The sequence below is a fragment of the Desertibaculum subflavum genome (assembly GCA_003576705.1).
GTDB lineage: Bacteria > Pseudomonadota > Alphaproteobacteria > Ferrovibrionales > Ferrovibrionaceae > Desertibaculum > Desertibaculum subflavum.
The window spans coordinates 1-26,904 of sequence record QOZS01000033.1 but is presented as its reverse complement, the minus strand read 5'-3'; the positions used below and the strand labels follow the sequence as shown (position 1 = coordinate 26,904).

Below are 26,904 nucleotides of genomic sequence, written 5' to 3'. Positions count from 1 at the left end.
GCCGCTCAGCGCCCCTTGAACTGGGGTTTGCGCTTTTCCATGAACGCCGTGCGGCCCTCGGTGTAGTCGGCGGAGGCGAAGCACGCGTTCACCATCTTGTCGGCGGTGGCGATGTCGCGCTCCGACCCGTCCTTCATCGCCTCGTTGGCGCAGAACTTGGCCGCGGCAATGGTCATCGGCGCGTTCTCGCCGATCCGCTTGGCGTAGTCGCGCACCAACTCGTCGAGCTTGTCGAGCTCGACCAGGCGGTTGATCAGGCCCATGGTCAGCGCTTCCTCGGCGTCGAACTGCCGCGCGGTGAAGAAGATCTCCTTGGCGAATGACGGACCGACCACGTCGGTCAGCACCTTGATTCCCTCGTAGCGGTAGCCGAGGCCGAGCTTGGCCGCCGGCACCGCGAAGCGCGAGCCCTTGGCGGCGATGCGGAGGTCGGTCGCGATGGCGATGCCGAGGCCGCCGCCGATGCAATAGCCCTTGATTTTGGTGATGGTGGGCTTGGCGAACTGCTTGATGGCGCGCGTCGCCTTGTCGGTCGCCTCGTTGTAGAGGCGGGCGCCGTCGCCGCTCCGCTTGTCTCCGAACTCTGAGATGTCGGCGCCGGAGACGAAGGCCTTGTCGCCGGCGCCTTCCAGCACCACGCAGCGCACTTCCGGATCGGCCGCATAGGCGTCCAGGATCTTCGGCACGGCAAGCCACATGTCGTAGCTGACCGCGTTGTGGCGCTCGGGGTTGTTGAAGATCATCCAGCCGACCGCGCCTTCCTTGCGCGCGATCATCCGTGTCGTTCCGGTGTCCATCTCTTAGCTCCAGTCAGAAATTCAGATGACGCCGCGCTGCTTCAGCCCGGCGATCGCGTCGGCCGAATAGCCGAGCGTGGCCAGGATCTCCGCGTTATGCGCGCCGGCATCGGCGGTGGGGGTGCGGATCTCGCTCGGCGTGCGGCTCATGACCACCGGCTGGTTGATCACATGCGTCGGCCCGATCTTGGGATGGGTGACGGGCGCCGCCATGCCGAGATGCTTGACCTGCGGGTCCTCGAACACCTGGTCGACCGAGTAGATCGGGCCGCAGGGCACGCCTGCCTCGTTCAGCGCGTCGATCCATTGGGCGCTCGGCCGCGTCTTGATCTTGGCCTCGATCTCGGCGTTCAGCTTGTCGCGGTTCTTCGAGCGCGCAGCGCTGGTCGCGTAATCCGGATTGCTGCGCCAGGCCTCGCCGCCGACCGCCTGGCAGAACCGCTCCCAGATCGCCGGGCCCGAGGCCGCAATATTGATATAGCCGTCCTGGGTCCTGAACACGCCGGTCGGGATCGAGGTCGGGTGATTGTTGCCGGCCTGCGGCGGCACCTGGCGATCCTGCACCCAGCGCGCCGCCTGGAAGTCCATCATCGCGATCTGCGCCTGCAGCAGCGAGGTCTGGATCCACTGGCCTTCACCCGAGGTCTCGCGCTCCAGCAGCGCGGCGAGGATGCCGAAGGCGCAGTAGATGCCGGCCGAGGAATCGGCGACGGCAATGCCGGCCCGCATCGGGCCCTGGCCCGGCACGCCGGTGACCGACATCAGCCCGCCCATGCCCTGCGCGATCTGGTCGAAGCCCGGGCGCAGGCGATAGGGCCCGTCCTGGCCGTAGCCCGAGATCGAGCCGTAGACGAGGCGCGGGTTGATCTTCTTGAGGCTCTCGTAATCGATGCCGAGGCGGTGCTTCACGTCGGGGCGGTAGTTCTCGACCACCACGTCGGTCCACTCGACCAGCTGCTTGAAGATCTTGAGCCCCTCGGGCTCTTTCAGGTTCAAGGTCAGCGAGCGCTTGTTCCTGTGCAGGTTCTGGAAGTCGGAGCCGAGCCTGGGGCCGCCCATCCCCTCGCCGCCCTTTTCCGCCGCCGGGTCCTCGATCTTGATCACGTCGGCGCCCCAATCGGCGAGCTGGCGCACCGCCGTAGGCCCGGCGCGCACGCGGGTGAGATCCAGCACCTTGAAGCGCGCGAGCGGCCCTTTTCTTTCGGTCATGACGACTTGCCCATCCCCAGGATCTGACCGCCGATATTCGCCCGCGGGTCCCGCAGCATCCAGCGGCCGCGCTCGACCGTGGCGAAGAAGTCCTCGACCAGAGCGTTGAAGTGATCCGGCTCCTCGAGATTCACGGCGTGGCCGGTGCGCGGCAGCACGACCAGGCCCGAGCTGGCAATGGTGCGCTTGAGGAACACATTGGCATCAAGGCCCGGCTCGTCCTCGTCACCGAGCACCAGCAGGGTCGGCACCGTGATCTGCTTCAGCTCTGCCTCCAGCGCATAGAGCGACGGCCGCCGCGCCTGGTAGCCGCGCAAGGTCAGCGCCGAGCCTTTGGCCGAGTGCTCCGAGAAGAAGCGGTAGCTTTCCTCGAAGCCGCGCGGGTCCTTGTTCTGGAACTGCACGCGCGAGCCGCTCACCATGTAGCTCTTGGCCACCTCCGCCATGCCTTCCTTGTCCAGCCGGTCGGCGGTCGCCTGGCTCTCGCGGGCGAACTGCTCGCGCACATCGGGCTTGGCGCCGTAGCCGACGCCGACCACCACCAGTGATGCCGCCATCGCCGCGTGGCGAATGCCGAAATGCAGGGTGGCGAAGGCGCCCATGCTGCAGCCGACGATATGCGCCTTGTCGATCCCGAGATGCCGCATCACCCCGGCGATATCGTCCGCCGCGTGGCTCTGGCCGTAATCCTCGACATTGGACGGCACGTCCGACGGCGGATAGCCGCGCGCGTTGTAGGCGACGCAGCGATAGCGCCGCGAGAAGCGGCGCAGCTGCGGCTCCCAGCTTCGCAGGTCGCCGGCGAATTCGTGCACGAAGACGACCGGGAAGCCCGATCCGGCTTCCTCGTAGTAGAGCTTCACGCCCCCGACATCCGCGTGCGGCATGCTCTCCCCTTCTCCGCCTTCACATGGCGCTGATGCCGCCGTCGATGGCGAGTTCGGCGCCAGTGATGAAGCTGGACTCGTCAGACGCCAGGAACAGGATCGGATAGGCCACCTCGATCGGCTTGCCGACGCGCCCTATCGGCACCTGGCGGCCGAGCTTCTCGAGCGTCTCCTCGGCACCGAAGCGGTGCTTGTACTTGTCGAGGATCGGCGTGTCGATGAAGGTCGGGTGCACCGTGTTGCAACGGATCCCGTTCTTCACCTTGGCGCAGTAGAGCGCCACCGATTTCGACAAGTGCCGCACGCCGGCCTTGGCGGAATTGTAGGCCGCCATGTTGTGGCCGGCGATGATGCCGGCGATCGAGGAGATGTTGACGATCGAACCGCCGCCCGATTTCGCCATCGCCGGGATCGCGTGTTTGCAGCCGAGGAACACGCCGTCGAGATCGATCGCGTGCACCTTGCGCCATTCCTCCAACTCGATCTCCACCACCGTCTTGGAAAGGCCGATGCCGGCCGACTGCACCAGGATGTGCAGCCCGCCGAACCGGTCGACCGTCTGCTTGACCACCGATTGCCACTCGGCCTCGCTGGTCACGTCGTGACGGAAGAAGGCGCAGTTCGGCCCGATCTCCTGGGCGACCGCGCGGCCCGCTTCTTCGTTGATGTCGGTGATGGCGACCTTGGCGCCCTCGGCGACGAACAGCTTCGCCGTCGCGCGGCCCAGGCCCGAGGCGCCGCCGGTGATCAGCGCGACCTTGGCCTGGATGCGTCCGGCCACGCTCAGACCTCCTTCAGGCGCAGAACCTGGGCCTTACCGTCCATGTAATCGCCCATCTTGCGGCCGAGCTCCTTGAAATACGGCGTGGCGCGATGCGCCTCGACCGCCGCCTGATCGGCATAGCGCTCCATGAACACATAGGTCTGCGGATCGTCCGACTTGTGCAGCTTGTAGAGCAGGCAGCCCTTCTCGTTGGCGTTGACCTTCTCCACCAGCTCCTTGGCCACGGCTTCGAAGGCCGCTTCCTGGCCCGCTTTGATCTTCAACGTCGCAACCACGCCGATCATGGCGTCTCTCCCTCTTCAGTGATTCTTGGGGTGATTATTGTGATGCTCAGCGATCCTCGGCGAACAGCAGGTCCTTGGCCATCAGATCGTTGATCTGCTCCTCGAGATCGGCGACCGCGCGCTCCAGCGCCGCCACCGCCTCGCGGGAAAGCTTGAGTTCCTCCTCCAGGGTGGCGGTGGCAAGCCGTGGCGCCGTGGCGGCGAGATCCTCGACCGCCTCCGCCTTGGCGGCGAAGCGGCGCACGGCCGAGACGGTCGGCAATTCCGCGAGCCGATGGCCGGTCGCGTGCTCGACCACGATCCAGCCCTGGCCGGCCGGCGCAGCCCGAAGCCGCCCGGCGATAAATCCGCCGCCCTCGATCGCCGTCCAGCCGAAGGCCGCGAGTTCGGCCGGCGCGGCGCCGGGCACCTCATCGTGATTGTCGACTTCGGCTGGCATTAGTGATTTCCGAACTTTGGGCCGGCAGAACTCTGCCTGCTGACCGCGCGCTTGCCAACCGGCACACGAAGCCGCAGATTCTCATTTCGCACTGCCTGCAACTCATTCATTCAGGAATCCATGCTCCGCTTCACGCGCCACGGCCCGAACGGGGTCGATTCCGTCATCGTCGAGATCGAGAACGTCATCATCGCCGGCTGGACCGGGCGCGACGAGGCGGCGCTCAAGCACCATATCGACGAGCTCGCGGCGCTCGGGGTGAAGGCGCCGAGCAGCGTGCCCCTGTTCTACCGGGTGAGTGCCCGCCTGCTGGACCAGGGCCACCACATCCAGGTGGTCGGGGAGGAGACCTCGGGCGAGGTCGAGCCGGTGATCGTCTCGCTCGCCGACGGGCTCTGGATCGGCGTCGGCTCCGACCATACCGATCGCAAGGCGGAATCCTGGTCGGTGGCACTGTCGAAGCAGCTCTGTCCAAAGGCCGTCGCCGGCGATCTGTGGCGGCTCGACGACGTGCGGCCGCATTGGGACCGGCTCCAGCTCGCCTCCTACATCATCGTCGACGGCGAGCGGCATCCCTATCAGGCCGGCCCGCTGGCAGGGCTGCGCCCGCCGCAGGACCTGTTCGACCGCGGCTTCGGCACCAGCCTGCTGCCGCCGCCCGGGACCGCCATGTTCCTCGGCACCGTGCCGGCGATCGGCGGCATCCGCCCGGCCGAGCGGTTCGAGATCGAGCTGCACGACCCGGTGCTGAACCGGACCATCCAGCACGCCTACGACATCGAGACCCTGCCGCTGGTGGAGTAGCTATTTCTCGAAATCCAACCCGATGGCGCGGTAGCGCTCGGGCTCGTCCTGCCAGCCTTCGCGCACCTTCACGTGCAGGAAGAGATGCACCCGGCGGTCGAGCACGCGCTCCAGTTCGGCGCGGGCGGCGGCGCCGATCGCCTTGATGGTGCGGCCGCCCTTGCCGAGCACGATCGGCTTGTGGCTCTCGCGCGTCACGTAGATGGTCTGGTCGATGCGGACGTCGTTCTGCTTGCCGGCCTTCCACGCATCGGTCTCGACCGTCGAGGCATAGGGCAGTTCCTGGTGCAGCTTGAGGAAGACCTGCTCGCGGGTGATCTCGGCGGCGAGCAGCCGCTCGGAAATGTCCGTCAGCTGGTCCTCCGGATAGAGCCAGGGCCCCTCCGGCACCGCCTCGGCGAGCTTCGCCTTCACGTCGTCGACGCCGTAGCCGGAGAGCGCTGCGATCATGAAGGTCTGCTCGAACGGCGCCGCCTGGTTGAAGGCGGCGGCGAGCGCAAGCAGCTTCGTCTTGTCGATCGTGTCGACCTTGTTGAGGGCGAGCCAGAGCCGGCGTCCGCCGCGCTTCAGGCCCTGGATCACCTTCTGGACCTCGGCATCGAGGCCGGTGCGGCTGTCGACCACCAGCAGGACGAGATCGGCCTCGTCCGCGCCGGTCCAGGCGGCGCGCACCATGGCGCGGTCGAGCCGCCGCTTCGGGGCGAAGATGCCCGGCGTGTCGACCAGGATGACCTGGGCCTCGCCCTCGATGGCGATCCCGAGGATGCGCGTGCGCGTGGTCTGCGCCTTGGGCGTGACGATGGCCACCTTGGAGCCGACCAGGGCGTTGAGCAAAGTCGACTTGCCGGCATTGGGCACGCCGACGATGGCGACATAGCCGCAGCGGCGGGTCACTGGCTGGGTCACCGGCTGCCTGCCTCGCGGGCCAGCAGGGCGCTGGCCGCGGCCTGCTCCGCCTCGCGCTTGGAGCGGCCCTCGCCGATCGCCGGCTCGAGCCCGGTCAGCTCGACAGCGACGCGGAACAGCGGCTGGTGATCCGGCCCTTCGCGGCCTTCGATGCGGTAGCGCGGCACGCCGCGACCCGCGACATGGGCCCATTCCTGCAGGCTGGTCTTGGCGTCCTTGGCGGCGGCACGGTCGCGCTCGAACAGAGCCTGCCACTCGGCCAGGACGAAACGTTCCGCCACGGCGAGGCCGCCATCCAGATAGAGCGCCGCCACCACCGCCTCGCAGGCATTCTCCAGATTGGCGCGGCGGGCGCCGCCGCCGGCCTGGCGCTCGCCCTTGGAAAGCCTGAGCAGGTCGCCGAGCCCGAGCCGGCCGGCGACCTCGGCCAGGGTCTCGCTCCGCACCAGCGCGTTGAAGCGGGTGGAGAGCTCGCCCGCCGGCGCGTTCGGAAAGCGCCGGTTGAGCTCGGTCGCGATGACGAGTCCGAGCACGCGGTCGCCGAGGAATTCCAGCCGGTCGTAATCGCGGCCCGGCCGGCCCTCCAGGGCGCTGGGATGGGTCAGCGCCTCGGCGAGGAGGTCGGGATCGGCGAATCGGTGGCCGAGGCGCTCGGCGAGACGGTCGAGGTCGGTCTGGTCGGTCACTTCACGGTACTGAACATCCGCTCGTAGCGGATGGCGAACGGCCAGTTCCAAATCTCCCAGAAGCGGGCCTCGCCGTTATGGGAGAAGAACAGGAAGTCGGCCCGGCCGACGAGATTGACCGAAGGCACGTAGCCGACGCCGCCATGGTCGGGCCGGACGCGGCTGTCGGTCGAGTTGTCGCGGTTATCGCCCATCATGAAGTAATGGCCGGCGGGCACCAGATACTCGATGGTGTTGTCGGTATCGGCCTCGTCGGTGCGCTCCAGGATGCGGTAGCTCTTGCCGTTCGGCAGCGTCTCGACGTACTGGCGATCACGCCGCTTCTGGCCGTAATCGTCCTTGTGCTCGTAATCGCCGATCTGGCGGCGCGGCACCGCCTGGCCGTTCAGATACAGAATGCCGCCCTTCACTTGCACGCGGTCGCCGGGCAGGCCGATCACGCGCTTGATGTAGTCGGTCGAATTGTCGCGCGGCAGCTTGAAGACGATGACGTCACCGCGTTCGGGCGTGCCTTCGAGCACCCGGCCGGGAATCAGTGGCAGGCCGAAAGGCAGCGAATAGCGGCTATAGCCATAGGTGAACTTGGAAACGAACAGATAGTCGCCGACCAGCAGGGTCGGCAGCATCGATTCGGAGGGGATGTTGAACGGCTCGTAGGCGAAGCTGCGGATGCCGACCGCAATCAGAACCGCGTAGACGACCGTGCGGATCGTTTCGGCGATACCGCCGGATTTCGTCTTTCTGGCAGCCATCTGGGACATTAAGAGATTCGGATTGCCGGCCGGGCCGGCCTGGGGGTGGCGGGCATGAAGCCAACCATGTCCATCGCTGTCAAGCCGCGCCCTCCCTATACGGCCGGCGGCGGCAGCGGCACCGCCGAAATGATGACGATGGCCTGGGCCTGCGGGTCGTCATCGGTGATCGAGACGTCGATCTGCGCCGCCATGCCGGGCGGGGTAATCTGCTGCAGCCGGCGCAGCGCGCCGCCGGTCAGCTGCATGGTGGGCTTGCCGCCGGGCAGGTTCACGACCCCGAGATCGCGCCAGAACACGCCGCGGCGGAACCCGGTGCCGAGCGCCTTGGAACAGGCCTCCTTGGCGGCGAAGCGCTTGGCATAGGAGGCGGCGCGGTTGGCCCTGCGGTCGGATTTCTGCCGCTCGACGGCGGTGAAAACGCGGTCGAGGAAGCGGTCGCCGAACCGCTCGATGGTGCGCTCGATGCGGCGGATGTCGATGATGTCGTTGCCGATGCCGAGGATCATGTCGCCGTCACGGTCGCCGAGGCCCGGGCCTGGTCCATCAGGTCGCGCATGCGGCGGATCGCCTGTTCCAGGCCGATGAAGATCGCCTCGCCGATCAGGAAGTGGCCGATATTGAGCTCGACCAGCTCCGGGATCGCGGCGATGTCGCCGACGCTGTCATAGGCGAGACCGTGGCCGGCATGGCATTCCAGGCCGAGCTTGGCCGCCTCCCGCGCCGCCGCCTGGATGCGCGCGAGCTGGCGGAGGCGCTCCGCCCCCTCCGCCTCGCAATAGGCGCCGGTATGCAGCTCGACCACCGGGGCGCCCAGCGCCTTGGCGACGGCGAGCTGCACCTTGGACGGCTCGATGAACAGGGAGACACGGATGCCGGCGTCGTTCAGCTTGGCGATGAACGGCGCGAGATGGGCATGGTGCGCCGCCACGTCGAGCCCGCCCTCGGTGGTGCGCTCCTCGCGCTTCTCCGGCACCAGGCAGCAGGCATGCGGCTTGTGGCGCAGCGCGATGGCCAGCATCTCCTCCGTCGCCGCCATTTCGAGATTGAGCGGCAGCTCGATCTCCTGCGACAGCCGCTCGATATCGCGGTCGGAGATGTGGCGGCGATCCTCGCGTAAGTGCGCGGTGATGCCGTCGGCGCCGCTCGCCGCGGCGAGCTTGGCCGCCCGCACCGGGTCAGGCAGATGGCCGCCGCGGGCGTTGCGGATGGTGGCGACGTGATCGATGTTGACGCCGAGGCGCAAGCGGTTCGCGCGCATTGTCAGCCCCGCGCCCGTTCGACCGAGGAGATTACCGGGCTCGCCCGCAGCGCGGCGATGATGTTGGTCAGGTGTTTCACGTCCTTGACCTCCAGGTCGAGCGCCATCTCGAAGAAATCGCCGGACCGGTTGGTGATTCGGAGATTGTTGATATTGGCACCATAGCGCGCGATCACCGTGGTGAGCGCCGACAGCGCGCCCGGCTCGTTGTTGACCACGGTGTTGATGCGGCCGGTGAAGCGGTCGGTGCCGTCGCTCTCGCGGTCCCAGGAGACGTCGAGCCAGCGGTCCGGGTTGTCGGCGAACTGCTCCAGGGTGTCGCAGTCGATGGTGTGGATGGTGACGCCCCGCCCGGTCGCCACGATGCCGACGATGCGGTCGCCCGGCAGCGGATGGCAGCAGCCGGCGAAATGCACCGCCATGCCGGGGATCAGGCCGCGGATCGAGACCGGCGAGCCGCTGCCCTTGGCCTGCCGCGCCCGGGCGCGGGCGAGCGGCACCACCTTCTCGGCGCCCGGCTGCTGCTCGATGTTGCGGCCGGGGAAGATCGCGGCGAGCATCGCCCGGTCGGTCAGGTTGCCGTCGCCGAGCGCGACATAGACGTCTTCCACCGCCTTCATTTTCAGCGCCTTCAGCGCCGCCTCGATCGCCTTCTCGGTGAAGCTCTCGCCCGCCTCCTTGAACGCCTTCTGGGCGATCTGGCGGCCGAGCGCGGCATATTCGCCGCGCTGCTGGTTGCGGATGAAGCGGCGGATGCGCGAGCGCGCCTTGCCGGTGACGACGAAGCCTTCCCAGGTCGGCGACGGCGTCTGCGTCTTGGAGCGAAGGATCTCGACCTGGTCGCCGTTCTTCAGCTCGCTGCGGAGTGGCACCAGCCGGCCGTTCACCTTGGCGCCGACGCAGGTATCGCCGACATCGGAATGCACCGCGTAGGCGAAGTCGACCGGCGTCGCGCCGCGCGGCAGCGAGAACAGGTCGCCCTTTGGCGTGAAGCAGAACACCTGGTCCTGGAACATGGTGAGCTTGGTGTGCTCGAGGAACTCCTCCGGGTCCTCGGCCTGCTCCAGGATCTCCAGCAGCTCGCGCAGCCATCGGTATTGCTGGCCCTCGGCGCCGATCTCGCCCTGCTTGTAGCTCCAATGCGCGGCAACGCCGACCTCGGCCACCTCGTGCATCTCGGTGGTGCGGATCTGCACCTCGATGCGATGCCCCTCGGGGCCCAGCACCGCGGTGTGGATCGAGCGGTAGCCGTTCGGCTTCGGCGTCGAGATATAGTCCTTGAAGCGGCCCGGCACGGTCGGATAGCTCGCATGCACCACGCCCAGCGTGCGGTAGCAGGTCTCCACGTCCTTCACCACGATGCGGAAGGCGACGATGTCGGACAGCTGCTCGAAGGCGACGTTCTTGGTCTGCATCTTGCGCCAGATCGAGACCGGGCGCTTCTCCCGGCCGGAGACCCAGGCCTCGATGCCGGCATTGGCGAGGGTGCGCTTCAGGTGGTCGACGATGCGCTCGACGAAGCGGCTGTCGGTGCCGCGCAGGTATTCCAGGCGCCCCATGATGGAATCCCGCGCCTCCGGGTGCAGCACGCCGAAGGACAGGTCTTCCAGCTCGTCCTTGATCTCCTGCATGCCGATCCGCTCGGCGAGCGGGGCGTAGATCTCCATCGTCTCGAGCGCGATGCGGCGGCGCTTCTCCACCTCCTTGATGTGGTGGAGCGTGCGCATATTGTGCAGCCGGTCGGCCAGCTTGACCAGCAGCACGCGGATGTCGTTCGACATCGCCAGCAAGAGCTTGCGGAAGTTCTCCGCCTGCTTGTTGCGCTCCGACTGCACTTCCAGGCGCGACAGCTTGGTCACGCCGTCGACCAGCTTGGCGATGTCGGGGCCGAAGGCGCGCTCGATCTGCTCGTAGGTGGCGACCGTGTCCTCGATCGTGTCGTGCAGCAGCGCGGTCGCGATCGTCGCGGTGTCGAGCTTGAAGCCGGTCAGGATGGCGGCGACTTCCAGCGGATGGGAGAAATAGGGATCGCCGGAGGCACGCTTCTGCGCGCCATGCGCCTTCATCGAGAAGACATAGGCGCGGTTGAGCAGATCCTCGTCGGCATCGGGATCGTAGGCCAGGACGCGTTCGACGAGCTCGACCTGGCGGATCATGCGGCCTGCCCCCTCAGCCGCAAAGCATGCGATCGCGCCCGGTCCGCAACAAGGCCCAGGCGCCGCGATGTCTCACAATTTTCCTGGCAACGCGCACCCCGGTACGCGGCCGCGCGATCAGACGGCGTCGGCGCCTTCGCTGTCGTCGTAATCGGCGTCCTCGGCCTCGACGCGGTCCTTGTTGCTGCCCTCGGCCGCAGTGCCGATCCATTCCTCGGCCACGGTGAGGCGCTGCGCCATATCGTCTTCCTCGGGCTCGTCGACCTCGACCCGCTTCTGCAGGCCGCTGACGACGCCGAGGCGGAGGCTGTCGAGATCCACCGTGCAATCGGCGATCTCGCGCAGTGCCACGACCGGGTTCTTGTCGTTGTCGCGCTCGACCGTGAGCGAGGCACCGGCCGAGATGGCGCGGCCGCGCTGAGCCGCGAGCAGGACGAGCTCGAAGCGGTTCGGAACCTGGAGAATGCAATCCTCGACGGTGACGCGAGCCATGGGGCGGCGAAGTCCTTGCTAGGAGAGGCGAGATTGATCCTGTTCATAGTGCGGGGCGCCGACGAACGCAACGTAAACCCAAGCCATGCCAACAATATTTGCACGCTCGGCCAATAGCTCAAGGGGCGCCAGTCAGACTTCGAGCGAATGTGTGCCCGCAAGGTCAAGTCCGGCCAGCAGTTCCGCCACGGTGCGGCCGGTGACCGGATGCCGCCAGTCCGGCGCCACGTCCCGCAGCGGCAGCAGGACGAAGGGGCGCGCGGCGGCGCGCGGATGCGGCAACTGCAACGACCTGTCGGGCGTATTCACCACGAGGTGGTCATAGGCGATAAGATCGAGGTCCAGGGTGCGGGCGGCGTTCGGCACCGATCGTTGGCGGCCGAATTCCCGTTCGATGCGAAGCAGCGCGGCCAACAGCGCCGCGGGCGGCAGATCGGTCGTCACCGCGACGACGGCGTTCACATAGTCTGGCTGATCCGATGGCGGCCAGGCGGGAGAGGTGTAGAATCGCGACTGGCGCTCGACCGCTACGCCATGAGCCGGTAGCCGGGCGATGGCCGCGCGGAGGGTGTCCAGCGGCGAAGCGTGCGCGGCGGCTGGCAGGTTACTACCCAAGGCAACGAGAATCGTCATTTCCGTGACGGTGGCCTCTTGTGCGGGCAATGCAATATGGTATCGAAGAACACACAGAGCTTAACATTTACGATTCGCGGCCCGTAGCTGGGGCGGCTGATGGCGGCGATCAAAGGGGCGGGCATGTTCTATTCGCAAGAGCGCATAGGTCTCTTCATCGACGGGGCCAATTTGTACTCGGCGGCCCGGGGTCTGGGCTTCGACATCGACTACAAGAAACTCCTGCAGGAATTTGCCAATAGAGGGCGCTTGATTCGGGCTTTCTATTACACCGCCATCATCGAGGATCAGGAATATTCCCCGCTCCGTCCCCTGGTGGATTGGCTAGACTACAATGGTTACACCCTGGTCACGAAGCGGACCAAGGAATATTATGACGAGAGCGGCCGCCGCCGGATCAAAGGCAATATGGATATCGAGCTGGCGATCGACATGCTGGAGATGACGCCGCATCTCGATCATGTCGTGCTGTTCTCCGGCGACGGGGATTTCCGCCGCCTGGTCGAGGCGGTGCAGCGCAAGGGCGTGCGCGCCAGCGTGGTGTCGACCATCCGCAGCCAGCCGCCCATGGTGGCGGACGAGCTGCGCCGCCAGGCCGACCAGTTCATCGAGCTGCAGGAGCTGGCGCCGAAGATCATGCGGGACCCGGCCTTGCGCGAAGCCGCGATGCAGCAGCGCATGGCGCGCCAGGCCGAGGCGCCGCAAAGCGGCGACGACGAGGTCGATACGACGCCGGTGCTGCCGTCGCGCTACACCTCGGCGCCGCGGCCGAGCCAGCCCCCCGCCGGCGGGGACGGATCGCAGCGCCCGGCCGTACCACCGAATTTCCGCCGCGGCGGAGCGTGATCGACGCACCCGGGCACGACTGCCCCGACTGCCCCCGCCTGGTCGAGTTCCGCCACCGCAACCGCGCCGCCTTCCCCGATTTCCACAATGCGCCGGTGCCGTCCTTCGGCAGCGAGGATGCGCGGCTTCTGATCGTCGGGCTGGCGCCGGGGCTGAAGGGCGCCAACCGCACCGGGCGGCCGTTCACCGGCGACTACGCCGGCGACCTGCTCTATGCGACGCTCGGCGCGTTCGGCTTCGCCCGCGGCACCTACACGCAGCGGCCGGATGACGGTTTGCAGCTGGTCGGCTGCCGCATCGTCAACGCCGTGCGCTGCGTGCCGCCGGAGAACAAGCCGACGCCGGCGGAGATCAGGACCTGCAACCGCTTCCTCGCCGCGGAGCTCGCCGGCCTGCCGAAGCTCGCCGCCATCCTGGCACTCGGCCGCATCGCGCATGACGCGAGCCTGCGCGCGCTCGGTCTGAAGCTCTCGCGCTTCGCCTTCGGGCACGGCGCCGAGCACGATCTCGGCGACGGCCGCATGCTCTTCGACAGCTATCACTGCTCGCGCTACAACACCAACACGGGCGTGCTGACGCCGGAGATGTTCCGCGCCGTGTTCGCGCGGATCAGAGCAAGGCTCCGATCGTAGCTTCAGTTCGTCGTGCCCGCGCTTGTCCCGGGCATCCACGGCTCGCCGCAGCACTGCCCATCGGCGTGGGTGGCCGGGTCAAGCCCGGCCACGACGTCAGAGACGATCAGCTGTAGCGCTGTTCCTGCCAGGGATCGCCTTCGTTGTGGTAGCCGCGGACTTCCCAGAAGCCCGGCTTGTCGGCGGCGCGGAACTCGATCCGCCGCACCCATTTCGCCGATTTCCAGAAATAGAATTGCGGCATGACGATGCGCACCGGGCCGCCATGCTCGCGGCTGAGCGGCTCGCCTTCCCAGGAGTGGGCCACGATCACGTCGGCAGCCGCGAACATCTCGAGCGTGACGTTGGTGGTGTAGCCGTCATGCGCGTGGAACACGATATGCGTCGCCTCCGGCTTCGGCTGCACCAGCTCGAGAATCTGCGTCGCGGCGACGCCGGCCCAGCGGTTGTCGTAGCGCGACCATTGGGTGACGCAGTGAATGTCGCTCACCATCTCGACCTGCGGCAGCTCCGCGAAGGCGTTCCAGTCCCACACCGCCGGGCTCTCGACGGCGCCGTCGACGGTCAGCTTCCAGAGATCGAGCGGCACATGCGGCTGCACGCCGAGATCGAGCACCGGCCAGTCGCGAACCAGCCGCTGCCCCGGCGGCAGGCGCTCGCTGTTCGGACGGCCGGTGAGCAAGCGCCCCTGCTTCGCCCATTGCTGCTTGGAAGCGATCAGCTTGTCCTTGATCCGGCCGAACATCGTCACGCCGTCATCGTCCGCCATCGGCAAAACTCCTCGCTCAACCCCGATCGCGCATCACCCGGCCCTGCTCGCGCTTCCAGTCGCGCTCCTTCTCGGAAGCGCGCTTGTCGTGCATCTTCTTGCCGCGCGCCAGCGCCACCTCGACCTTGGCCATGCCGCGCTGGTTGAAATAGATCGAGAGCGGGATCAGCGTGTAGCCGCCGCGCTTGATGCTGCCGATCAGCTTGGAGATCTCGCGCTTGTGCAGCAACAGCTTGCGCGGCCGGCGCGGCTCGTGGTTGAAGCGGTTGCCGCCGGCATATTCCGGGATATAGGCGTTGTAGAGCCAGATCTCGCCTTCGCGCTCGCCGGCATGCGCATCCGCGAGGTTGGCGCGGCCGGAGCGCAGCGACTTGACCTCGGTACCCTGCAGCTGGATACCGGCTTCGTACTTCTCGTCGAGAAAGTAGTCGTGGCGGGCGCGCCGGTTGTCGGCCGCTATGCGTCGCTCGGGCTCCGCCATCGCCCTCTCAGTTGATCAGGCCGACGCCGCGCATGGCGCTCTTCACGCGCTCGCGGGTCTGCTCGCCGATCGGGGCGAGCGGCAGGCGCACCGTCTCCTCGCACTTGCCGATCAGGCTCATGGCGAACTTGATGGGGGCCGGGCTGGTCTCGACGAACAGGCTCTCGTGCAGCGGCGCCAGGCGGTCGTTCAGCTCGAGCGCCTTGTCACGGTTGCCGGCCGCCCAGGCATTCTGGAAATCCGAGAGCAGGCGCGGCGCCACGTTGGCCGTCACCGAGATGCAGCCGACCGCGCCATGCGACATCTGGCCGAGCGCCAGCGCGTCGTCGCCGGAGAGCTGGATGAAGTCCTTGCCGCATTCGCGGCGCTGCTTGGTGATGCGGGCGATGTCGCCGGTGGCGTCCTTGACGCCGACGATGTTCGGCAGCTTGGCGAGCTTCGCCATGGTCTCGACCTGGATGTCGACGATGCAGCGCGGCGGGATGTTGTAGACCACGATCGGGATGTCGACCGCCTTGGCGATCGCCTCGAAATGCGCGTAGAGCCCCGCCTGGGTCGGCTTGTTGTAATAGGGCGAGACGATCAGCGCGCCGGTGGCGCCCGCCTTCTTGGCGTGCCTGGTCAGCCGGATCGCCTCGTCGGTCGAGTTCGAGCCCGTGCCGGCGATCACCGGCACCCGCCCCGCCGCCGCCTCGATGCAGAGCGCCACCACGCGGTCGTGCTCCTCATGGGTCAGGGTCGGCGATTCGCCGGTCGTGCCGCAGGGGACCAGCCCATGCGTGCCTTCCTTGATCTGCCAGTCCACCAGGGCCTGGAAGGCCTTGTCATCGACCTTGCCGTTCTTGAACGGCGTCACGAGCGCAGTAATGGACCCTTTGAACATGCCATCCTCCCTCGCCGGCCGACGGAATGCCGGAACTTAGTGCCCACGGGGTGGGCAAACAAGCATTGTCGATAGTTTTACAGGTTGACTCGGCCCTTGGGGCCACCCCGACAAAGCTGGCGTCCGATGACCGACGAGGTGATTCGTGAGCACGTCCGCACAATTCCTGAGCCCATCCGAGGCCGCCGCGCGGCTTGGCGTCTCCGCCAAGGCACTGCGCCTCTACGAGCGGCGCGGCCTGATAAAGCCGATCCGCACGGCGGCGGGCTGGCGAGCGTACGGCCCTGCGGAGATGGCCCGCGCCGCCGAGATCGCGGCGCTGCGCGCGCTGGGCTTCAGCCTGGCTCAGGTGGAACGCGTGCTGCGGGGCGATCCGCAAGGTCTGGAGCCGGCCCTGGCGGCGCATCAGGCGGCGCTCGAAGGTCGCATCCGCCAGCTGGCCGACACCGTCCTGATGGTGGGCGCGCTGCGGACCAAGATCGCGCGGGGGAGCGTGCCGACCGTCGACGAGATCGCGCAGCTGGCGCGACCCCAGAGTGACGCCGGGACGGCCTTCGACCTGCCCTGGCCGTGGGGCGGCGAAAGGTTCGAGCTCAACGAGATTCGGCCCGTGAACTACATCGTCGGCCCGCTGGGCAGCGGCAAGACGCGCCTGGCGCGGGCCATCGCCGAGAACCTGCCGGGCGCCGAGTTCATCGGCCTGGATCGGTCGGCCGACGGCGGTGCGAAAGCGCAGGCGCGGATGGCGGCGGACCCTGCCTTGAGGTCACGCGTGGATCAGACCCTTACCTGGCTGATCGACGATGGCGCCGAGACCTCACCCGCTCTCGTCGCCCTGGTTGTCGCTTTGGCGTCCGAAGCCCCGGCGACCCTGGTCGTCGATATGGTCGAGCAAGGGCTCGACCAGGCCACGCAGGAGGCGCTGATCGCCCATCTGCGCCAGCGCGGGCCGGAGGCGCCGTCGCTGTTCCTGCTCACGCGCTCCAGCGCCATTCTCGATCTGGCCGCTGTCGGGCACGACGAGGCAATCATCCTCTGCCCGGCCAACCACAGCCCGCCGACCCGCGTCGCGCCAAATGCGGGAGCGCCCGGCTATGAGGCCGTCGCCACCTGCCTCGCCTCGCCCGAGGTGCGGGCGCGGACGGCGGGCCTCGTGGCGATGCGGCCGCAAGTGGCATAGGCCGAAGGCAATCAGCCCGCCCGCCGGTGCAGACGGTGGTCGAGGGCAAGCAGCAGAACGTTGGCGATGCCGGCCAGCACGATCATCAGCACGGTCACCGCCATCATGGTCTCGGTGTCGTTGAGGCCGATGGCGTTGATCACCATGAAGCCCAAGCCGGCTTGCGAGGCGAACATCTCGCCGATCAGCACGCCGAGCAAGGTGAGCGAGAAGCCGATGCGGAGCCCGGTGACGATCTCCGGCAGCGCCGCCGGCATCAGCACCCGCCACGCGGTCTTCGCCGGGCTGAGCCGCATCACCTTGGCCGTCTTGATCAGCACCGGGCGGATGGTGCGGACCGCGCTCATGGTGAACAGGATGACCGGGATGATGCCGTGGATGGCGCCGAACGCCACCTTGGCCGAGAGGCCGAGGCCGAAGATTAGCAGGATCACCGGATAGAGCGTGACCTTGGGCAGCGAATAGAGGGCGACCAGGATCGGCTCCGCCACCTGCCCCGCCACCTTGCCGATGCCGAGCCAGAGGCCGATCACGATGCCGCCGACCGCGGCGATCAGGAGCGAGCGCAGGAAGGCATCGAGCGTCGCCCAGGCATGGGTCCAGAACATCTGCCGTTCGGCCAGCGCACCGAGATGGCGGATGGTCTGCAGCGGCGAGGAGATCCCGGTCTCGCCGATCCACAGGAACAGGCCCTGCCAGATCGCCAGCAGGCCGATTCCGACCAGCAGGAAATCGAGGTGGCGGGCGATGGCCGGGTTCATCGGTTGAAACGGCGGCGGAGCAGCCGCTGCTCCCACATGAACAGCGCCGTGTTGATCGCGGTGACCAGCACGATGATCAGCAGCATCAGCGCGTACATCTTCCGCGTCTCGAAATTGTTGTAGGCATGCGCGATGGCGAAGCCGAGGCCGGAGGTCGAGAGGATGAACTCAGATGCGATCACGCCGATGAAGGAATAGGCGGTGGCGAGCTTGAAGCCGGTGAGCAGGTGCGGCGCGATCGCCGGCAGCAGGATGCGCCGCACGGTATCCGGCGCGTTGAGCCGATGCACCCGCGCCACCTTGCGCAGCACCGGCGTCACCCGGTCGAGCCCGTTCAGGGTGTTGACGATCATCGCGACGATGGCGAACAGCACGGCGACGACGATGATCGGCGCATCCGACAGGCCGAAAATGCCGACCAGCAGCGGGTAGAAGATGAAGAACGGCACCGCGTACCAGCTGGCCAGCATCGGCTCCACCGCGCGGCGGAACCGCGGCAGCGCGTGCAGGCCGATGCCGAGCAGGATGCCGCCGGCCACCGCGATGGCGCCGGCGATGGCGACCGACGACAAGGTGCGGCCGATATCGTCGAGCAGCTCACCCTTGGCGAGCAGCTGGCCGAGCGCCAGCACCATGTCGCTCGGCGGCACCATGGTGACCTTCTTGATCGCGCCGGCGCGGCACAGGATCTCGAGCAGGCCGATGGCGCCGCCGATGATGCCGAGCCTGAGCCAGCCGACCCGCGTCATGTATGGCCCAGCGCCTTGATGGATTCGACGCGGAGCGAGGACCAGAGCCGGGCCACCAGCGCGCCGAAATCCGGCCGCTCGGCGAGGCGCGAATCCCGTTCGCGCGGCCATCCGGTCTCCACCACGTCGATGAAGCGGCCGGGCCGGGCCGACATCACCCCCACCCGGTCGGCCAGCATGGCCGCCTCGTCCAGTGCATGGGTGATGAGCAGGACGGTGGCGCCGGTCTCGCGCCAGAGCCGCAGCACCTCGTCGCCCATCAGCAGCCGCGTCTGCGCGTCGAGCGCGCCGAACGGCTCGTCGAGCAGAATCAGGCGCGGCTTCAGCACCAGCGTGCGGGCGATGCAGACGCGCTGCCGCATGCCGCCGGAGAGCTGCGCCGGATAGGCCGAGGCGAAGTCCCGGAGCCCCATGAAGGCGAGCGCCGACCTGACGCGGGCATCGATCTCAGACCGGTCGAGCCCGCTGCCCTGCAGGCCGAAGGCGACGTTGTCGTAGACATTGGCCCAGGGGAAGCTGGCATCCTCCTGGAACACGACGCCGACGCCTTCCGGCACGGCGCCGGCGACCGGGCTGCCCTCGAAAGTGACCGTCCCTTCGGAAGCCGGCGCGAGGCCGGCCAGCACTTCGAGCAGGGTCGACTTGCCGCAGCCGGACGGCCCGACCACGGCAAAGAACTCGCCCGGCCGGAGCGCCAAGTCGATGGGGCCGAGCGCGTGCAGCGGCGCCCGGCCATCGCCGCCCGGATAGACCCGGCTTACCCCCGCCAGCGCGGCATGCGCCGACATGGCGGCCCGCTGCCTAGCCGGCCAGATCCTGCGGCAGGAACGAGCGGTCGATCAGCTTGTCCCAGTTGACCGGGCCGTCGAGTTCGCCGATCACGCGCAGGCCCTCCGCCATGTTGGACATGCCGTCGATCTCGAACTTGCCGAGCGACCAGTAGTCGACCGCGACCATGTTCTTGATCGCCGTCTCCAGCAGCTCCGGCGAGAGGTTGTAGTACTTGGCGGCGATGGTGGCGGCTTCCTTCGGGTTGGCCTTGACGAACTCCACGCCCTTGCGCCGGCCGGCGACGATCGCCTTGAGCTTGGGGCCGTTCGACTTGGCGAATTCCGAGGTCGTCACGCCGACAGTCTGGGCGATCGGCGGCAGCACGTCCTTGGCGGGGATATAGGCCCGGTACTTGTCCTTGGTCCGGCTGTAGATCGGCTCGACGATCGGCGCCGCATCGACCGCGCCCTGCTCCAGCGCCTTCAGCCCGGCGCCGATGCCGCCGAGCGAGACGCGCGTCACCTTGGCGAGATCGATCTTCTGCCCGTTCAGCATCAGGATGGTCAGCATCTCGGTGACCGATTTCGGGCTGGTATAGGCGATCTTCTTGCCGATCAGGTCCTGCGGGGTCCTGAGCTTGCTGTCGGGCATGGTGACCCAGATCGCGTCCGCGATCGTCCGCACGCCGAGGTTCACGATCTTGACGTCGATCCCCTCCTTCTGCGCCGCCACCACCGCAGCGATGGCGACCTCGCCATAGGGCAGGCCGCTCGCCAGCACGTTGCGCATCGTCGTGCCGCCGCCCTTGGAGGTGAGGATGCCGGTGATGTCGACGCCCGCCTCCTTGAAGAAGCCCTTGTCCATCGCCACCGCGTAGGGGATGCCGTACATCAGCGCGCCCCAATGGGTGACCGAGATCTCCTCGGCAACGGCCGGCGCGCTCGCCACCAGGCTCGCGCCCAAGACGGCCGCTTTCAATGTCGACAGAACGGACCTGATCGGCTGCATCGCAGCACCCTCCCCTGGCTTGTTGGGGAGACGTTAGGCGGGCGCACCGTGCTTGCGCAAGGGCGCGAGATTGCCGAGGAACTGCTTCGCCGCCGCGGCCCAGGTATAGCGCAGCGCATGCGCCCGCGCCGCCGCGGGATCGAGCTCCAGCGCCTTCAGGCAGGCGGCGCGGAGATCGGTGTCGAGCACGCCGGCCTTCGGATCGTCCAGCACGTCGCGCGGGCCCATCACCGGGAAGGCGGCGACCGGGATGCCGGAGGCGAGCGCCTCCAGCATGACCAGGCCGAAGGTGTCGGTCAGGCTCGGGAAAACGAAGACATCGGCCGCGGCGTAGAGCGCCGGCAGCTCGCTGTCCGGCCGGCTGCCGAGGAAGCGCGCGGCGGGGAACCGGCGCTCCAGATCGGCCCGCGCCGGGCCGTCGCCCACCACGACCTTGCTGCCCGGCAGGTCGAGCCGCAGGAAGGCCTCGACGTTCTTCTCGATGGCGACCCGGCCGACATAGAGGAAGACCGGGCGCGGCGCCTCGATCGCCTGTTTCGGGCCGGGGCGGAACTGGTCGATATCGACGCCGCGGCTCCAATAGGCGAGATGGCCGAAGCCGCGCGCGGTGAGGTCCTCGTAGAGCGTGCGGGTCGCCACCATGGTGCGCTCGGCGCGGGCATGGAAGCGGCGGAGCTGGGCATAGGACCAGCTGAGCGGCCAGCGGAAGCGGGCATGCACGTATTCGGGAAACCGCGTGTGATAGGCCGTGGTGAACGGCACGCCCTCGCGCCCGGCCCAGGCCCGCGCGGCATAGCCGAGCGGGCCTTCGGTCGAGATGTGCAGCGAATCCGGCGACAGCGCCGCGATGCGCCGGCCGACCTGGCGCGGCGTGACCAGGGAGAGGCGGATCTCCGGATAGGTCGGACAGGGCAGCGAGACGAAATCCGGCGGCGTCACGAACTCGACCCGGTGGCCGAGCCTGGCGAGCTCGTCGCGCGTGCGACCCAAGGTGCGCACCACGCCGTTCTGCTGCGGCAGCCAGGCATCGGTGACGACGGCGACCTTCACCAGGCGGGCTCCAGCACCTTTTGGCCGAGATGACGGTCGTGCTCCCGGGCCCAGTGCACGATCTCGAGCCTGCCCTCCAAGGTCTCGACCAGGGCGGTGCAGCTCTCCACCCAGTCGCCGTCGTTGCAATAGGCGATGCCGCCGATATCGCGGATCTCCGCCTTGTGGATATGGCCGCAGACCACGCCGTCGACGCCGCGCCGCCGCGCCTCGTCCGCCACCGCGTTCTCGAAGCTGGAGATGTACTCGACCGCGTTCTTCACCTTCTCCTTCAGATAGGCGGAGAGCGACCAGTAGGGATAGCCGAGCCGGCGGCGGGCCACGTTGAACCAGTGATTGAGGCTGAGCGCGAAGGTGTAGGCGTGGTCGCCGAGGAAGGCGAGCCAGCGGGCATAGCGCACCACGCCGTCGAACTCGTCGCCGTGCAACACCAGGAAGCGGCGGCCATCGGCGAGCGGGTGCACCCAGTTGGTCACCACCTCGACACCGCCGAAATGGTTGTCGACGTAATCCCGCAAGGCTTCGTCGTGATTGCCCGGCACGTAGATCACGCGGGTGCCCTTGCGCGCCTTGCGTAAGAGCTTCTGCACCACGTCGTTATGCGCCTGCGGCCAGTACCAGGAGCGCCGGAGCCGCCAGCCGTCGACGATGTCGCCGACCAGGAACAGATGGTCGCTCTCGGTGGCGCGCAGGAAGGAGAGCAGGAACTCCGCCTTGCAGCCGCGCGTGCCGAGATGGATGTCCGAGATCCAGATGGTCCGGTACCGGACCGGGCCGCTATGGATATTCATGCCGCTCAAGCCCACCACCCGACTCGGGCGGCGGGAGTTATCCACCGCCCGGGCGTCGTGTAGGCGGGGATCGGCGACAGGCGCGCGGCAACGGCGTTACGGCTGCGTGACACTCGGCTGTCATCGCGCCGTCACACGCCGCCCGCATCAGGGCGCATGCGCCGGCGAATCCTGATCGTCTTCAACCCCGTCGCCGGCGGCGGGGCGAAGCGCTTCCGCATGCAGCGGACGCTCGCCAAGCTCACCCTGATGGGCTGCGACCTCACGCTCCGCGCCACCGCGCGGCGCGGCGATGCCGAGCGCATCGCGGCCGAGACCCAGGCCCAGGATTTCGACGCCCTGGTCGCCGCCGGCGGCGACGGCACCATCCACGAAGTGGCGAACGGGCTGCACGCGAACTCGCCGCCGCTCGCGCTGCTGCCGCTCGGCACCGCCAATGTGCTGGCGCACGAGATCGGGGTGAAGGCGCGCTCGACGCCGATCGCAGCCACCATCGCCCGCGGCCGCGAGATATCCCTGCATTGCGGCCGGATCGACGGGCGGCGCTTCGTGCTGATGGCCGGCGCCGGCTTCGACGCCGCCGTGGTCAAGGCGCTCGACCCCAAGCTCAAGCGCGCGCTGGGCAAGCTCGCCTACGCGATCGAGAGCCTGCGCCAGATGGCGGCCTATCCGTTTCCGCCGCTCGGCCTCGAGATCGACGGCGCGCCCGCGACCGCCGCCTCGATCCTGATCCTGAACGGACGGTGCTATGCCGGGCCCTATATCTGCGCACCGGATGGCGACCTCGCGACGGCCGGCTTCCAGGTCGTGCTGTTCGAGGCGGCGGGCCGGCTCGCCGTGCTGCGCTATGGCGCGGCGCTGCTGTTCGACCGCCTGCCGCGCGCCCGCGGCATCTGCATCCTCGCCGCCTCGACCATCCGTCTCGCCGCCCCGGCCGGCGCGCCGGTGCAGGCGGATGGCGACTGGGTCGCCGAACTGCCGCTCGACATCACCGTCGATCCGCTGCCGATCCGCCTGCTGGTGCCGGCGCTCAACGCGTGATGCGGAGCACGAGGAGGCCGAGCACGCCGCCCAGCCCCATCGCGGCGAAGGCGAAAAACCAGGCCGCGGGATCGGCGCGGCCGCCGGCGGCGTCGAGGGAGAGGCCGACCATCAGGGGCCCGAGGAAGGAGCAGCCGAAGCCGGTCATCGAATGCAGCGCCATGGTGGCGCCCTGCTGCTCCGGCTTCGCCGCCGCCACCGTGCCGGCGGTGAGCGAGCCGGAATCGGCCGCCATCATCACCGCGTGCAGGATCATCAGCGCCAGGATCAGCAGATAGGGCCCGCCCGCCGCGGCGCCGACCGAGAGCGCCACTATGCTGGAGAGCGCCATCACGCTGCCGATCAGCCGGCGCCGGCCGAGGCGGATCGCCAGCTCGTTGCCGAGGATGCTGGCCGGCAGGCCGAACAGGGTGACCAGGAAGGCGACCACGGTCGGCTCCAGCACGAAGGCGCCCGGCCCGGCATTGGCCGCGGCGAAGACCATGAAGGCGACCGACCAGGCGCGGTAGCCCATCAGCTCGTAGGAATGGCAGCCGTAACCCAGGATGTAGCCGAGCGCGGCGCGGTTCTTCGCCACCTGGCCGAACTGCGTCAGCACATTGGCCGGATTGGCCGGCGGCGGCGGCCATTTCGGGCGCAGCACAGCCGCGACGATCAGGCCGGCCACCGCCGGGCCGATGCCGGAGACGATGAAGGCCGCGGGCCAGCCCCAGCGGGCCGCGATCCAGCCGGCGATGACGAAGGAGGCGGCGACGCCGACCGAATAGCTCGCCGTGTAGGAGACGACGACGCGGGATTTCTCCGCGGCGTCGACCCGGTCGGTCAGCGCGCGCAGCCCTGGCATGTACATGCCGGCATGGCCGATGCCGGCCAGCATGCGCCAAGCGACCGCCGACCAGAACCCCTCCGCCGCGAAGGCGAAGCCGAGCCCGGCGGCGAGGCTCAACACGGCGGAGCCGAGATAGACGAGACGCGCGTCCACGCGGTCGGTCGCCGAGCCCAGGAACGGCACCGCCAGCATGTAGCCGAAGGCGCCCATGCCGCCGATCCACCCGGCCTCGGCATTGGAGAGGCCCCATTCGGCGATGAAGAGCGGGATCAGCGCGGCATAGACCGAATGCGGCAGCAGCTCGAACAGCTGCCCCCCGCAGAGCGCCACCACGACTCGCTTCCCCCGCATGGGAGGAGTGTAGCGGGCGGCGGCGGCCAAGCGAGTGGCGGCGCATCTGTTCCGCTCCACTTAAGCCCTCTCCGCCAACTTGTTGGGGGAGAGGGTTTGGGTGAGGTGGGAGGATGCGCTTACAGGACACCGCATTCCGCCTGGAACTGTCGGCGAATCCTGCGGAGGGCCCACCTCCCCCAACCCCCTCCGCCCTGAGGGCAGAGGGGGCTTTCGCCCCAACGCCGCGGCACTTCTGTTCCGCGGCGCTCCTGTTCCGCGGCGCTCCTGTTCCGTGGGCCGCCCTGTTCCGTGGGCCGCCCTGTTCCGTGGGCCGCCCTGTTCCGCGGCGCTCCTGTTCCGCGGCGCTCCTGTTCCGCGGCGCTCCTGTTCCGCGGCGCTCCTGTTCCGCGGCGCTCCTGTTCCGCGGCGCTCCTGTTCCGCGGCGCTCCTGTTCCCTCAAAGGGAGAAACGCCGGCGGCCGGGCCAGTCAAGCCTATTCCGTGCCAGCCCGCAGAATCCTAGGACCTAGCCGGACCAACGGGCCGCTATTCACCTGTCAAAGACCGGGTCCCGCCGGAACGGGATTGACGCGAATATTACATCAAGGGGGAATTATGTTCAAGCGTAATCGAGGGGAAGAGTCGCCCGCTAACCACCGGTGGGCAGGCCGCCGGCCCGCCGCTATAGTCCGCCGCCGCATGCGTCCCCGTAGCTCAGCCGGATAGAGCGTACGCCTCCTAAGCGTAAGGTCGTGGGTTCGAATCCCGCCGGGGACGCCACTCTTCAAAATTGCCCATCGCCGTGTTACCGTGAGGCATGAAAAATATCACAGTTTCTGTGGACGATGAGACCTATCGCCGGGCGCGCATCGCCGCCGCGCAGCGGGACACGTCCGTTTCAGCCCTGGTGAAACATTTCCTCACGGAGATCGCCGCCGGCGAAACCGAGAGCGAACGGCTCAAGCGGGAGGAGCGCGCGCTGCGCGAGCGCATCACCGACTTCACCGCCGGCGACCGGCTCAGCCGCGAGGACGTGCATCGGCGCGGCGAGTGACCGGATTGCACTTTCTCGACACCAACATCCTGCTCTACTCGATCAGCCGCAATCCGGCCGAAGCGGCCAAGCGGGAACGGGCCATCGACCTGCTCGACCGCGACGGTGGCGCTCTGTCGGTGCAGGTGCTGCAGGAGTTCTATGTGCAGGCGACACGGCCGACGCGGCCCGCCCCGCTCCCGCACGATGTCGCCACCAGACTGATCGCCACGTGGACGCGCTTCCCGGTGCAGGAAGTCACGCTCGCCATTCTCAATGCCGCGCTTGAGATCAAGGCGCGACACGGCATCTCCTATTGGGACAGCGCCATCGTCGCCGCCGCCCGCGCTCTCGGTTGTCGCGAGCTCTACTCCGAGGACCTGAGCCACGGTCGCGAGATCGGTGGCGTGCAGATCGTCAATCCGTTCTGATAAGTAGGATCGAGCGGCTGCCCGAAGGCCCATAGCCCTTGGACTTCCGTGCGCTCCCGACGCCAGGCCAAGGTGCAAGCAGCAAGACCTGAGCCCGCTAAACGCGGATTGCCCACTCAGGCGGTCTCTAAGCGCGAGAGCTCCATCTCAAACTCCAATTGTAGCTGAGTGGCTTCGTCGTTCGGGAGCAGCAGGGCCATCTGCGGAAAGATCGTCCGATATAGCGATGCGCGCGCCGTGTTCCACGGTAGCTTTTGAGCGGCACGCGCCTCAGCCAGAATCTTGTGCAATCGAGCACGCACCCTGTCCGGATCTGGACGATACGTTTCCGGGGCCGTTCCGCCAAAGAGATCCGACTGCGCTCGCGATCCGAAGAGGTCTCCTGCCTCATTACCCATCTGGAAATTACCGCTCCTCGATTCGGTCGCTGACTATGCGAGTGACGGTTCGGAGACGCGAGCCCCGCGTGTCCTAAATCTGCTGCTTCGGAAAGGCAGCCAGATATGCGCTCTCAATTCTTGTCATTTGCTCGATCGTGAACGCGACGCTCTCCGCAATCTCAGCGACTCGATTGATCTCGCCCAACGAAAGCCGGCGATCCTTGCGCGCCTTGAGGTACTGCGCAATCACCGGATAGCTGCCGACCTTGAAATCCCAAACTGCCTGCGGGATCGGCTTAAATACCTGCGACGCATTAATGGCGACGCACAGATCTTTTGGCACATAACGAATTGAGGAAACTACATGATCACCAGATCCTGAGTAGGACGCCAATCCAAGGCGCGGAAGCTCCTTCAAGAGATGGGCTTGTACCAGTGCCCAACCCAGTTCCGAAAGCGCTTCAAACTCATCTGCCTCTTCGGGAAACGGCACTCGAGGAAAGTCGATTCGCAGAAACTCGGCGTAGCGGACGCGGAACGTAGAGGCGTGCAGGACCGCGTAGATATACCCGAAAATTTCTTCGGCAGTGTAGTGGTTCTCGTACCGCTCATCGATATAGGCACGAAATGTGGTGGACAGATTCTCTCGCCTCGCGTTGTCCGCACCGAATACCCACAATGGGAAGACTTGATTTGCCTCCCGACTGCGATTCGAAATCACACAGTCGTTAGGTTCTGTACCCATAAAGGGATTCCCTTGAGGGCGTGATTGTGATTCAAGCTTCCAAACGGATGGGAGCTTGGCGATGGCCCGGTTTGATCTGAGCGATGCGGAGTGGAGCATCAT

32 protein-coding genes and 1 tRNA gene are annotated in these 26,904 nt (G+C 67.5%); 8 read left to right on the top strand and 25 right to left on the bottom strand.

Going from position 1 to position 26,904, the window contains the following annotated elements:
* Window positions 1–5: 5 nt before the first annotated feature.
* Genes DT074_RS17410 through DT074_RS17385 form a run of 6 tightly spaced genes read right to left on the bottom strand, consistent with a single transcriptional unit; the run spans window position 6 to window position 4,400 of the window.
* Complete coding sequence (locus tag DT074_RS17410; RefSeq protein WP_119421133.1) at window positions 6–797, bottom strand: enoyl-CoA hydratase; 792 nt, start codon at window positions 795–797, stop codon at window positions 6–8.
* Between the two features lie 21 nt (window positions 798–818).
* Window positions 819–2,006, bottom strand: coding sequence for a CaiB/BaiF CoA transferase family protein (locus tag DT074_RS17405; protein WP_119421132.1), 1,188 nt, complete (start codon window positions 2,004–2,006; stop codon window positions 819–821).
* Window positions 2,003–2,893 (bottom strand): alpha/beta fold hydrolase, encoded by an 891-nt coding sequence (locus DT074_RS17400; RefSeq protein WP_119421131.1) that lies wholly within the window; start codon window positions 2,891–2,893, stop codon window positions 2,003–2,005. The genes DT074_RS17405 and DT074_RS17400 overlap by 4 nt, the downstream gene beginning before the upstream one ends.
* A 19-nt stretch (window positions 2,894–2,912) precedes the next feature.
* Window positions 2,913–3,674 carry a glucose 1-dehydrogenase gene (locus DT074_RS17395; protein ID WP_119421130.1) on the bottom strand — a complete coding sequence of 254 codons (762 nt, stop codon included), beginning with the start codon at window positions 3,672–3,674 and terminating at the stop codon, window positions 2,913–2,915.
* 2 nt (window positions 3,675–3,676) lie between these two features.
* The gene (locus DT074_RS17390) at window positions 3,677–3,961 is read right to left on the bottom strand and encodes a putative quinol monooxygenase (protein ID WP_119421129.1); all 285 of its coding nucleotides are present in this window, start codon (window positions 3,959–3,961) and stop codon (window positions 3,677–3,679) included.
* A gap of 46 nt (window positions 3,962–4,007) precedes the next feature.
* A complete protein-coding gene (locus DT074_RS17385) occupies window positions 4,008–4,400 on the bottom strand; it encodes a hypothetical protein (RefSeq protein ID WP_119421128.1) in 393 nt (130 codons plus the stop codon).
* A 120-nt stretch (window positions 4,401–4,520) separates the two neighbouring features.
* Here DT074_RS17385 and DT074_RS17380 point away from each other — a divergent pair, with 120 nt between their 5' ends.
* Entirely contained in the window at window positions 4,521–5,204 is a 684-nt protein-coding gene (locus DT074_RS17380; protein ID WP_119421127.1) for a DUF2848 domain-containing protein, read from the top strand.
* Here DT074_RS17380 and era read toward each other — a convergent pair whose 3' ends face one another.
* The 8 genes from era to folK form a co-directional block, all read right to left on the bottom strand.
* Window positions 5,205–6,110, bottom strand: a complete 906-nt coding sequence (gene era / locus DT074_RS17375) for a GTPase Era (protein ID WP_119421126.1) — start codon at window positions 6,108–6,110, stop codon at window positions 5,205–5,207. It lies immediately after the preceding gene.
* Window positions 6,107–6,796 (bottom strand): ribonuclease III, encoded by a 690-nt coding sequence (gene rnc / locus DT074_RS17370; RefSeq protein ID WP_119421125.1) that lies wholly within the window; start codon window positions 6,794–6,796, stop codon window positions 6,107–6,109. Before rnc ends, era begins: the two co-directional genes overlap by 4 nt.
* Complete coding sequence (gene lepB, locus DT074_RS17365; RefSeq protein ID WP_119421124.1) at window positions 6,793–7,548, bottom strand: signal peptidase I; 756 nt, start codon at window positions 7,546–7,548, stop codon at window positions 6,793–6,795. Before lepB ends, rnc begins: the two co-directional genes overlap by 4 nt.
* Before the next feature lie 95 nt (window positions 7,549–7,643).
* Window positions 7,644–8,057 carry a holo-ACP synthase gene (acpS, locus tag DT074_RS17360; protein WP_119421123.1) on the bottom strand — a complete coding sequence of 138 codons (414 nt, stop codon included), beginning with the start codon at window positions 8,055–8,057 and terminating at the stop codon, window positions 7,644–7,646.
* Window positions 8,054–8,809: a pyridoxine 5'-phosphate synthase gene (locus tag DT074_RS17355; RefSeq protein ID WP_119421122.1), complete on the bottom strand. Its 756-nt coding sequence runs from the start codon at window positions 8,807–8,809 to the stop codon at window positions 8,054–8,056. The genes acpS and DT074_RS17355 overlap by 4 nt, the downstream gene beginning before the upstream one ends.
* Before the next feature lie 2 nt (window positions 8,810–8,811).
* Window positions 8,812–10,965 carry a RelA/SpoT family protein gene (locus tag DT074_RS17350; protein WP_119421121.1) on the bottom strand — a complete coding sequence of 718 codons (2,154 nt, stop codon included), beginning with the start codon at window positions 10,963–10,965 and terminating at the stop codon, window positions 8,812–8,814.
* A 117-nt stretch (window positions 10,966–11,082) separates the two neighbouring features.
* Window positions 11,083–11,457, bottom strand: a complete 375-nt coding sequence (gene rpoZ / locus DT074_RS17345) for a DNA-directed RNA polymerase subunit omega (protein WP_119421120.1) — start codon at window positions 11,455–11,457, stop codon at window positions 11,083–11,085.
* A gap of 132 nt (window positions 11,458–11,589) precedes the next feature.
* Window positions 11,590–12,090, bottom strand: a complete 501-nt coding sequence (folK, locus tag DT074_RS17340; protein ID WP_119421119.1) for a 2-amino-4-hydroxy-6-hydroxymethyldihydropteridine diphosphokinase — start codon at window positions 12,088–12,090, stop codon at window positions 11,590–11,592.
* A gap of 123 nt (window positions 12,091–12,213) precedes the next feature.
* Between folK and DT074_RS17335 the strand changes: the two genes are divergently transcribed.
* On the top strand, window positions 12,214–12,936 hold the full coding sequence (locus DT074_RS17335) for a LabA-like NYN domain-containing protein (protein ID WP_119421168.1): 723 nt from the start codon (window positions 12,214–12,216) through the stop codon (window positions 12,934–12,936).
* Window positions 12,933–13,568 (top strand): uracil-DNA glycosylase, encoded by a 636-nt coding sequence (locus DT074_RS17330; protein WP_368744742.1) that lies wholly within the window; start codon window positions 12,933–12,935, stop codon window positions 13,566–13,568. Before DT074_RS17335 ends, DT074_RS17330 begins: the two co-directional genes overlap by 4 nt.
* Before the next feature lie 106 nt (window positions 13,569–13,674).
* Here the strand turns inward: DT074_RS17330 and DT074_RS17325 are convergent, their stop codons facing one another.
* Genes DT074_RS17325 through dapA form a run of 3 tightly spaced genes read right to left on the bottom strand, consistent with a single transcriptional unit; the run spans window position 13,675 to window position 15,701 of the window.
* Window positions 13,675–14,337 carry a sulfite oxidase-like oxidoreductase gene (locus DT074_RS17325; RefSeq protein WP_119421117.1) on the bottom strand — a complete coding sequence of 221 codons (663 nt, stop codon included), beginning with the start codon at window positions 14,335–14,337 and terminating at the stop codon, window positions 13,675–13,677.
* A 16-nt stretch (window positions 14,338–14,353) separates the two neighbouring features.
* Window positions 14,354–14,818, bottom strand: a complete 465-nt coding sequence (gene smpB, locus DT074_RS17320) for an SsrA-binding protein SmpB (protein ID WP_119421116.1) — start codon at window positions 14,816–14,818, stop codon at window positions 14,354–14,356.
* A 7-nt stretch (window positions 14,819–14,825) separates the two neighbouring features.
* Window positions 14,826–15,701, bottom strand: a complete 876-nt coding sequence (dapA, locus tag DT074_RS17315; protein WP_119421115.1) for a 4-hydroxy-tetrahydrodipicolinate synthase — start codon at window positions 15,699–15,701, stop codon at window positions 14,826–14,828.
* A 145-nt stretch (window positions 15,702–15,846) separates the two neighbouring features.
* On the opposite strand from dapA, the gene DT074_RS17310 reads away from it, so the two are divergent.
* A complete protein-coding gene (locus DT074_RS17310) occupies window positions 15,847–16,881 on the top strand; it encodes a MerR family transcriptional regulator (protein WP_119421114.1) in 1,035 nt (344 codons plus the stop codon).
* An 11-nt stretch (window positions 16,882–16,892) separates the two neighbouring features.
* Here DT074_RS17310 and DT074_RS17305 read toward each other — a convergent pair whose 3' ends face one another.
* Genes DT074_RS17305 through DT074_RS17280 form a run of 6 tightly spaced genes read right to left on the bottom strand, consistent with a single transcriptional unit; the run spans window position 16,893 to window position 22,011 of the window.
* A complete protein-coding gene (locus tag DT074_RS17305) occupies window positions 16,893–17,642 on the bottom strand; it encodes an ABC transporter permease (protein ID WP_119421113.1) in 750 nt (249 codons plus the stop codon).
* A complete protein-coding gene (locus tag DT074_RS17300; protein WP_119421112.1) occupies window positions 17,639–18,391 on the bottom strand; it encodes an ABC transporter permease in 753 nt (250 codons plus the stop codon). The genes DT074_RS17305 and DT074_RS17300 overlap by 4 nt, the downstream gene beginning before the upstream one ends.
* Window positions 18,388–19,179: an ABC transporter ATP-binding protein gene (locus tag DT074_RS17295; RefSeq protein ID WP_119421111.1), complete on the bottom strand. Its 792-nt coding sequence runs from the start codon at window positions 19,177–19,179 to the stop codon at window positions 18,388–18,390. The genes DT074_RS17300 and DT074_RS17295 overlap by 4 nt, the downstream gene beginning before the upstream one ends.
* Before the next feature lie 13 nt (window positions 19,180–19,192).
* Window positions 19,193–20,170 carry an ABC transporter substrate-binding protein gene (locus tag DT074_RS17290; protein ID WP_119421110.1) on the bottom strand — a complete coding sequence of 326 codons (978 nt, stop codon included), beginning with the start codon at window positions 20,168–20,170 and terminating at the stop codon, window positions 19,193–19,195.
* Window positions 20,171–20,203: 33 nt separating this feature from the next.
* Window positions 20,204–21,220 (bottom strand): glycosyltransferase family 4 protein, encoded by a 1,017-nt coding sequence (locus tag DT074_RS17285; RefSeq protein ID WP_119421109.1) that lies wholly within the window; start codon window positions 21,218–21,220, stop codon window positions 20,204–20,206.
* Window positions 21,217–22,011 (bottom strand): UDP-2,3-diacylglucosamine diphosphatase, encoded by a 795-nt coding sequence (locus DT074_RS17280; protein ID WP_119421108.1) that lies wholly within the window; start codon window positions 22,009–22,011, stop codon window positions 21,217–21,219. Before DT074_RS17280 ends, DT074_RS17285 begins: the two co-directional genes overlap by 4 nt.
* 156 nt (window positions 22,012–22,167) lie before the next feature.
* Between DT074_RS17280 and DT074_RS17275 the strand changes: the two genes are divergently transcribed.
* Window positions 22,168–23,052 carry a diacylglycerol/lipid kinase family protein gene (locus DT074_RS17275; RefSeq protein ID WP_119421107.1) on the top strand — a complete coding sequence of 295 codons (885 nt, stop codon included), beginning with the start codon at window positions 22,168–22,170 and terminating at the stop codon, window positions 23,050–23,052.
* Here DT074_RS17275 and DT074_RS17270 read toward each other — a convergent pair.
* Window positions 23,042–24,211 carry an MFS transporter gene (locus DT074_RS17270; RefSeq protein ID WP_162914969.1) on the bottom strand — a complete coding sequence of 390 codons (1,170 nt, stop codon included), beginning with the start codon at window positions 24,209–24,211 and terminating at the stop codon, window positions 23,042–23,044. The genes DT074_RS17275 and DT074_RS17270 overlap by 11 nt on opposite strands.
* A 705-nt stretch (window positions 24,212–24,916) precedes the next feature.
* Between DT074_RS17270 and DT074_RS17265 the strand changes: the two genes are divergently transcribed.
* The 3 genes from DT074_RS17265 to DT074_RS17255 all read left to right on the top strand — a co-directional run bounded on the left by DT074_RS17265 (window position 24,917) and on the right by DT074_RS17255 (window position 25,677).
* Window positions 24,917–24,993: transfer RNA gene (locus tag DT074_RS17265), tRNA-Arg, on the top strand.
* Window positions 24,994–25,030: 37 nt separating this feature from the next.
* Window positions 25,031–25,267: a hypothetical protein gene (locus DT074_RS17260; RefSeq protein WP_119421105.1), complete on the top strand. Its 237-nt coding sequence runs from the start codon at window positions 25,031–25,033 to the stop codon at window positions 25,265–25,267.
* Complete coding sequence (locus tag DT074_RS17255) at window positions 25,264–25,677, top strand: PIN domain-containing protein (RefSeq protein ID WP_119421104.1); 414 nt, start codon at window positions 25,264–25,266, stop codon at window positions 25,675–25,677. The genes DT074_RS17260 and DT074_RS17255 overlap by 4 nt, the downstream gene beginning before the upstream one ends.
* Window positions 25,678–26,148: 471 nt before the next feature.
* Here the strand turns inward: DT074_RS17255 and DT074_RS17250 are convergent.
* Window positions 26,149–26,904 (bottom strand): type ISP restriction/modification enzyme (locus tag DT074_RS17250; RefSeq protein ID WP_368744741.1); only part of this gene is annotated, 756 nt, incomplete at its 5' end.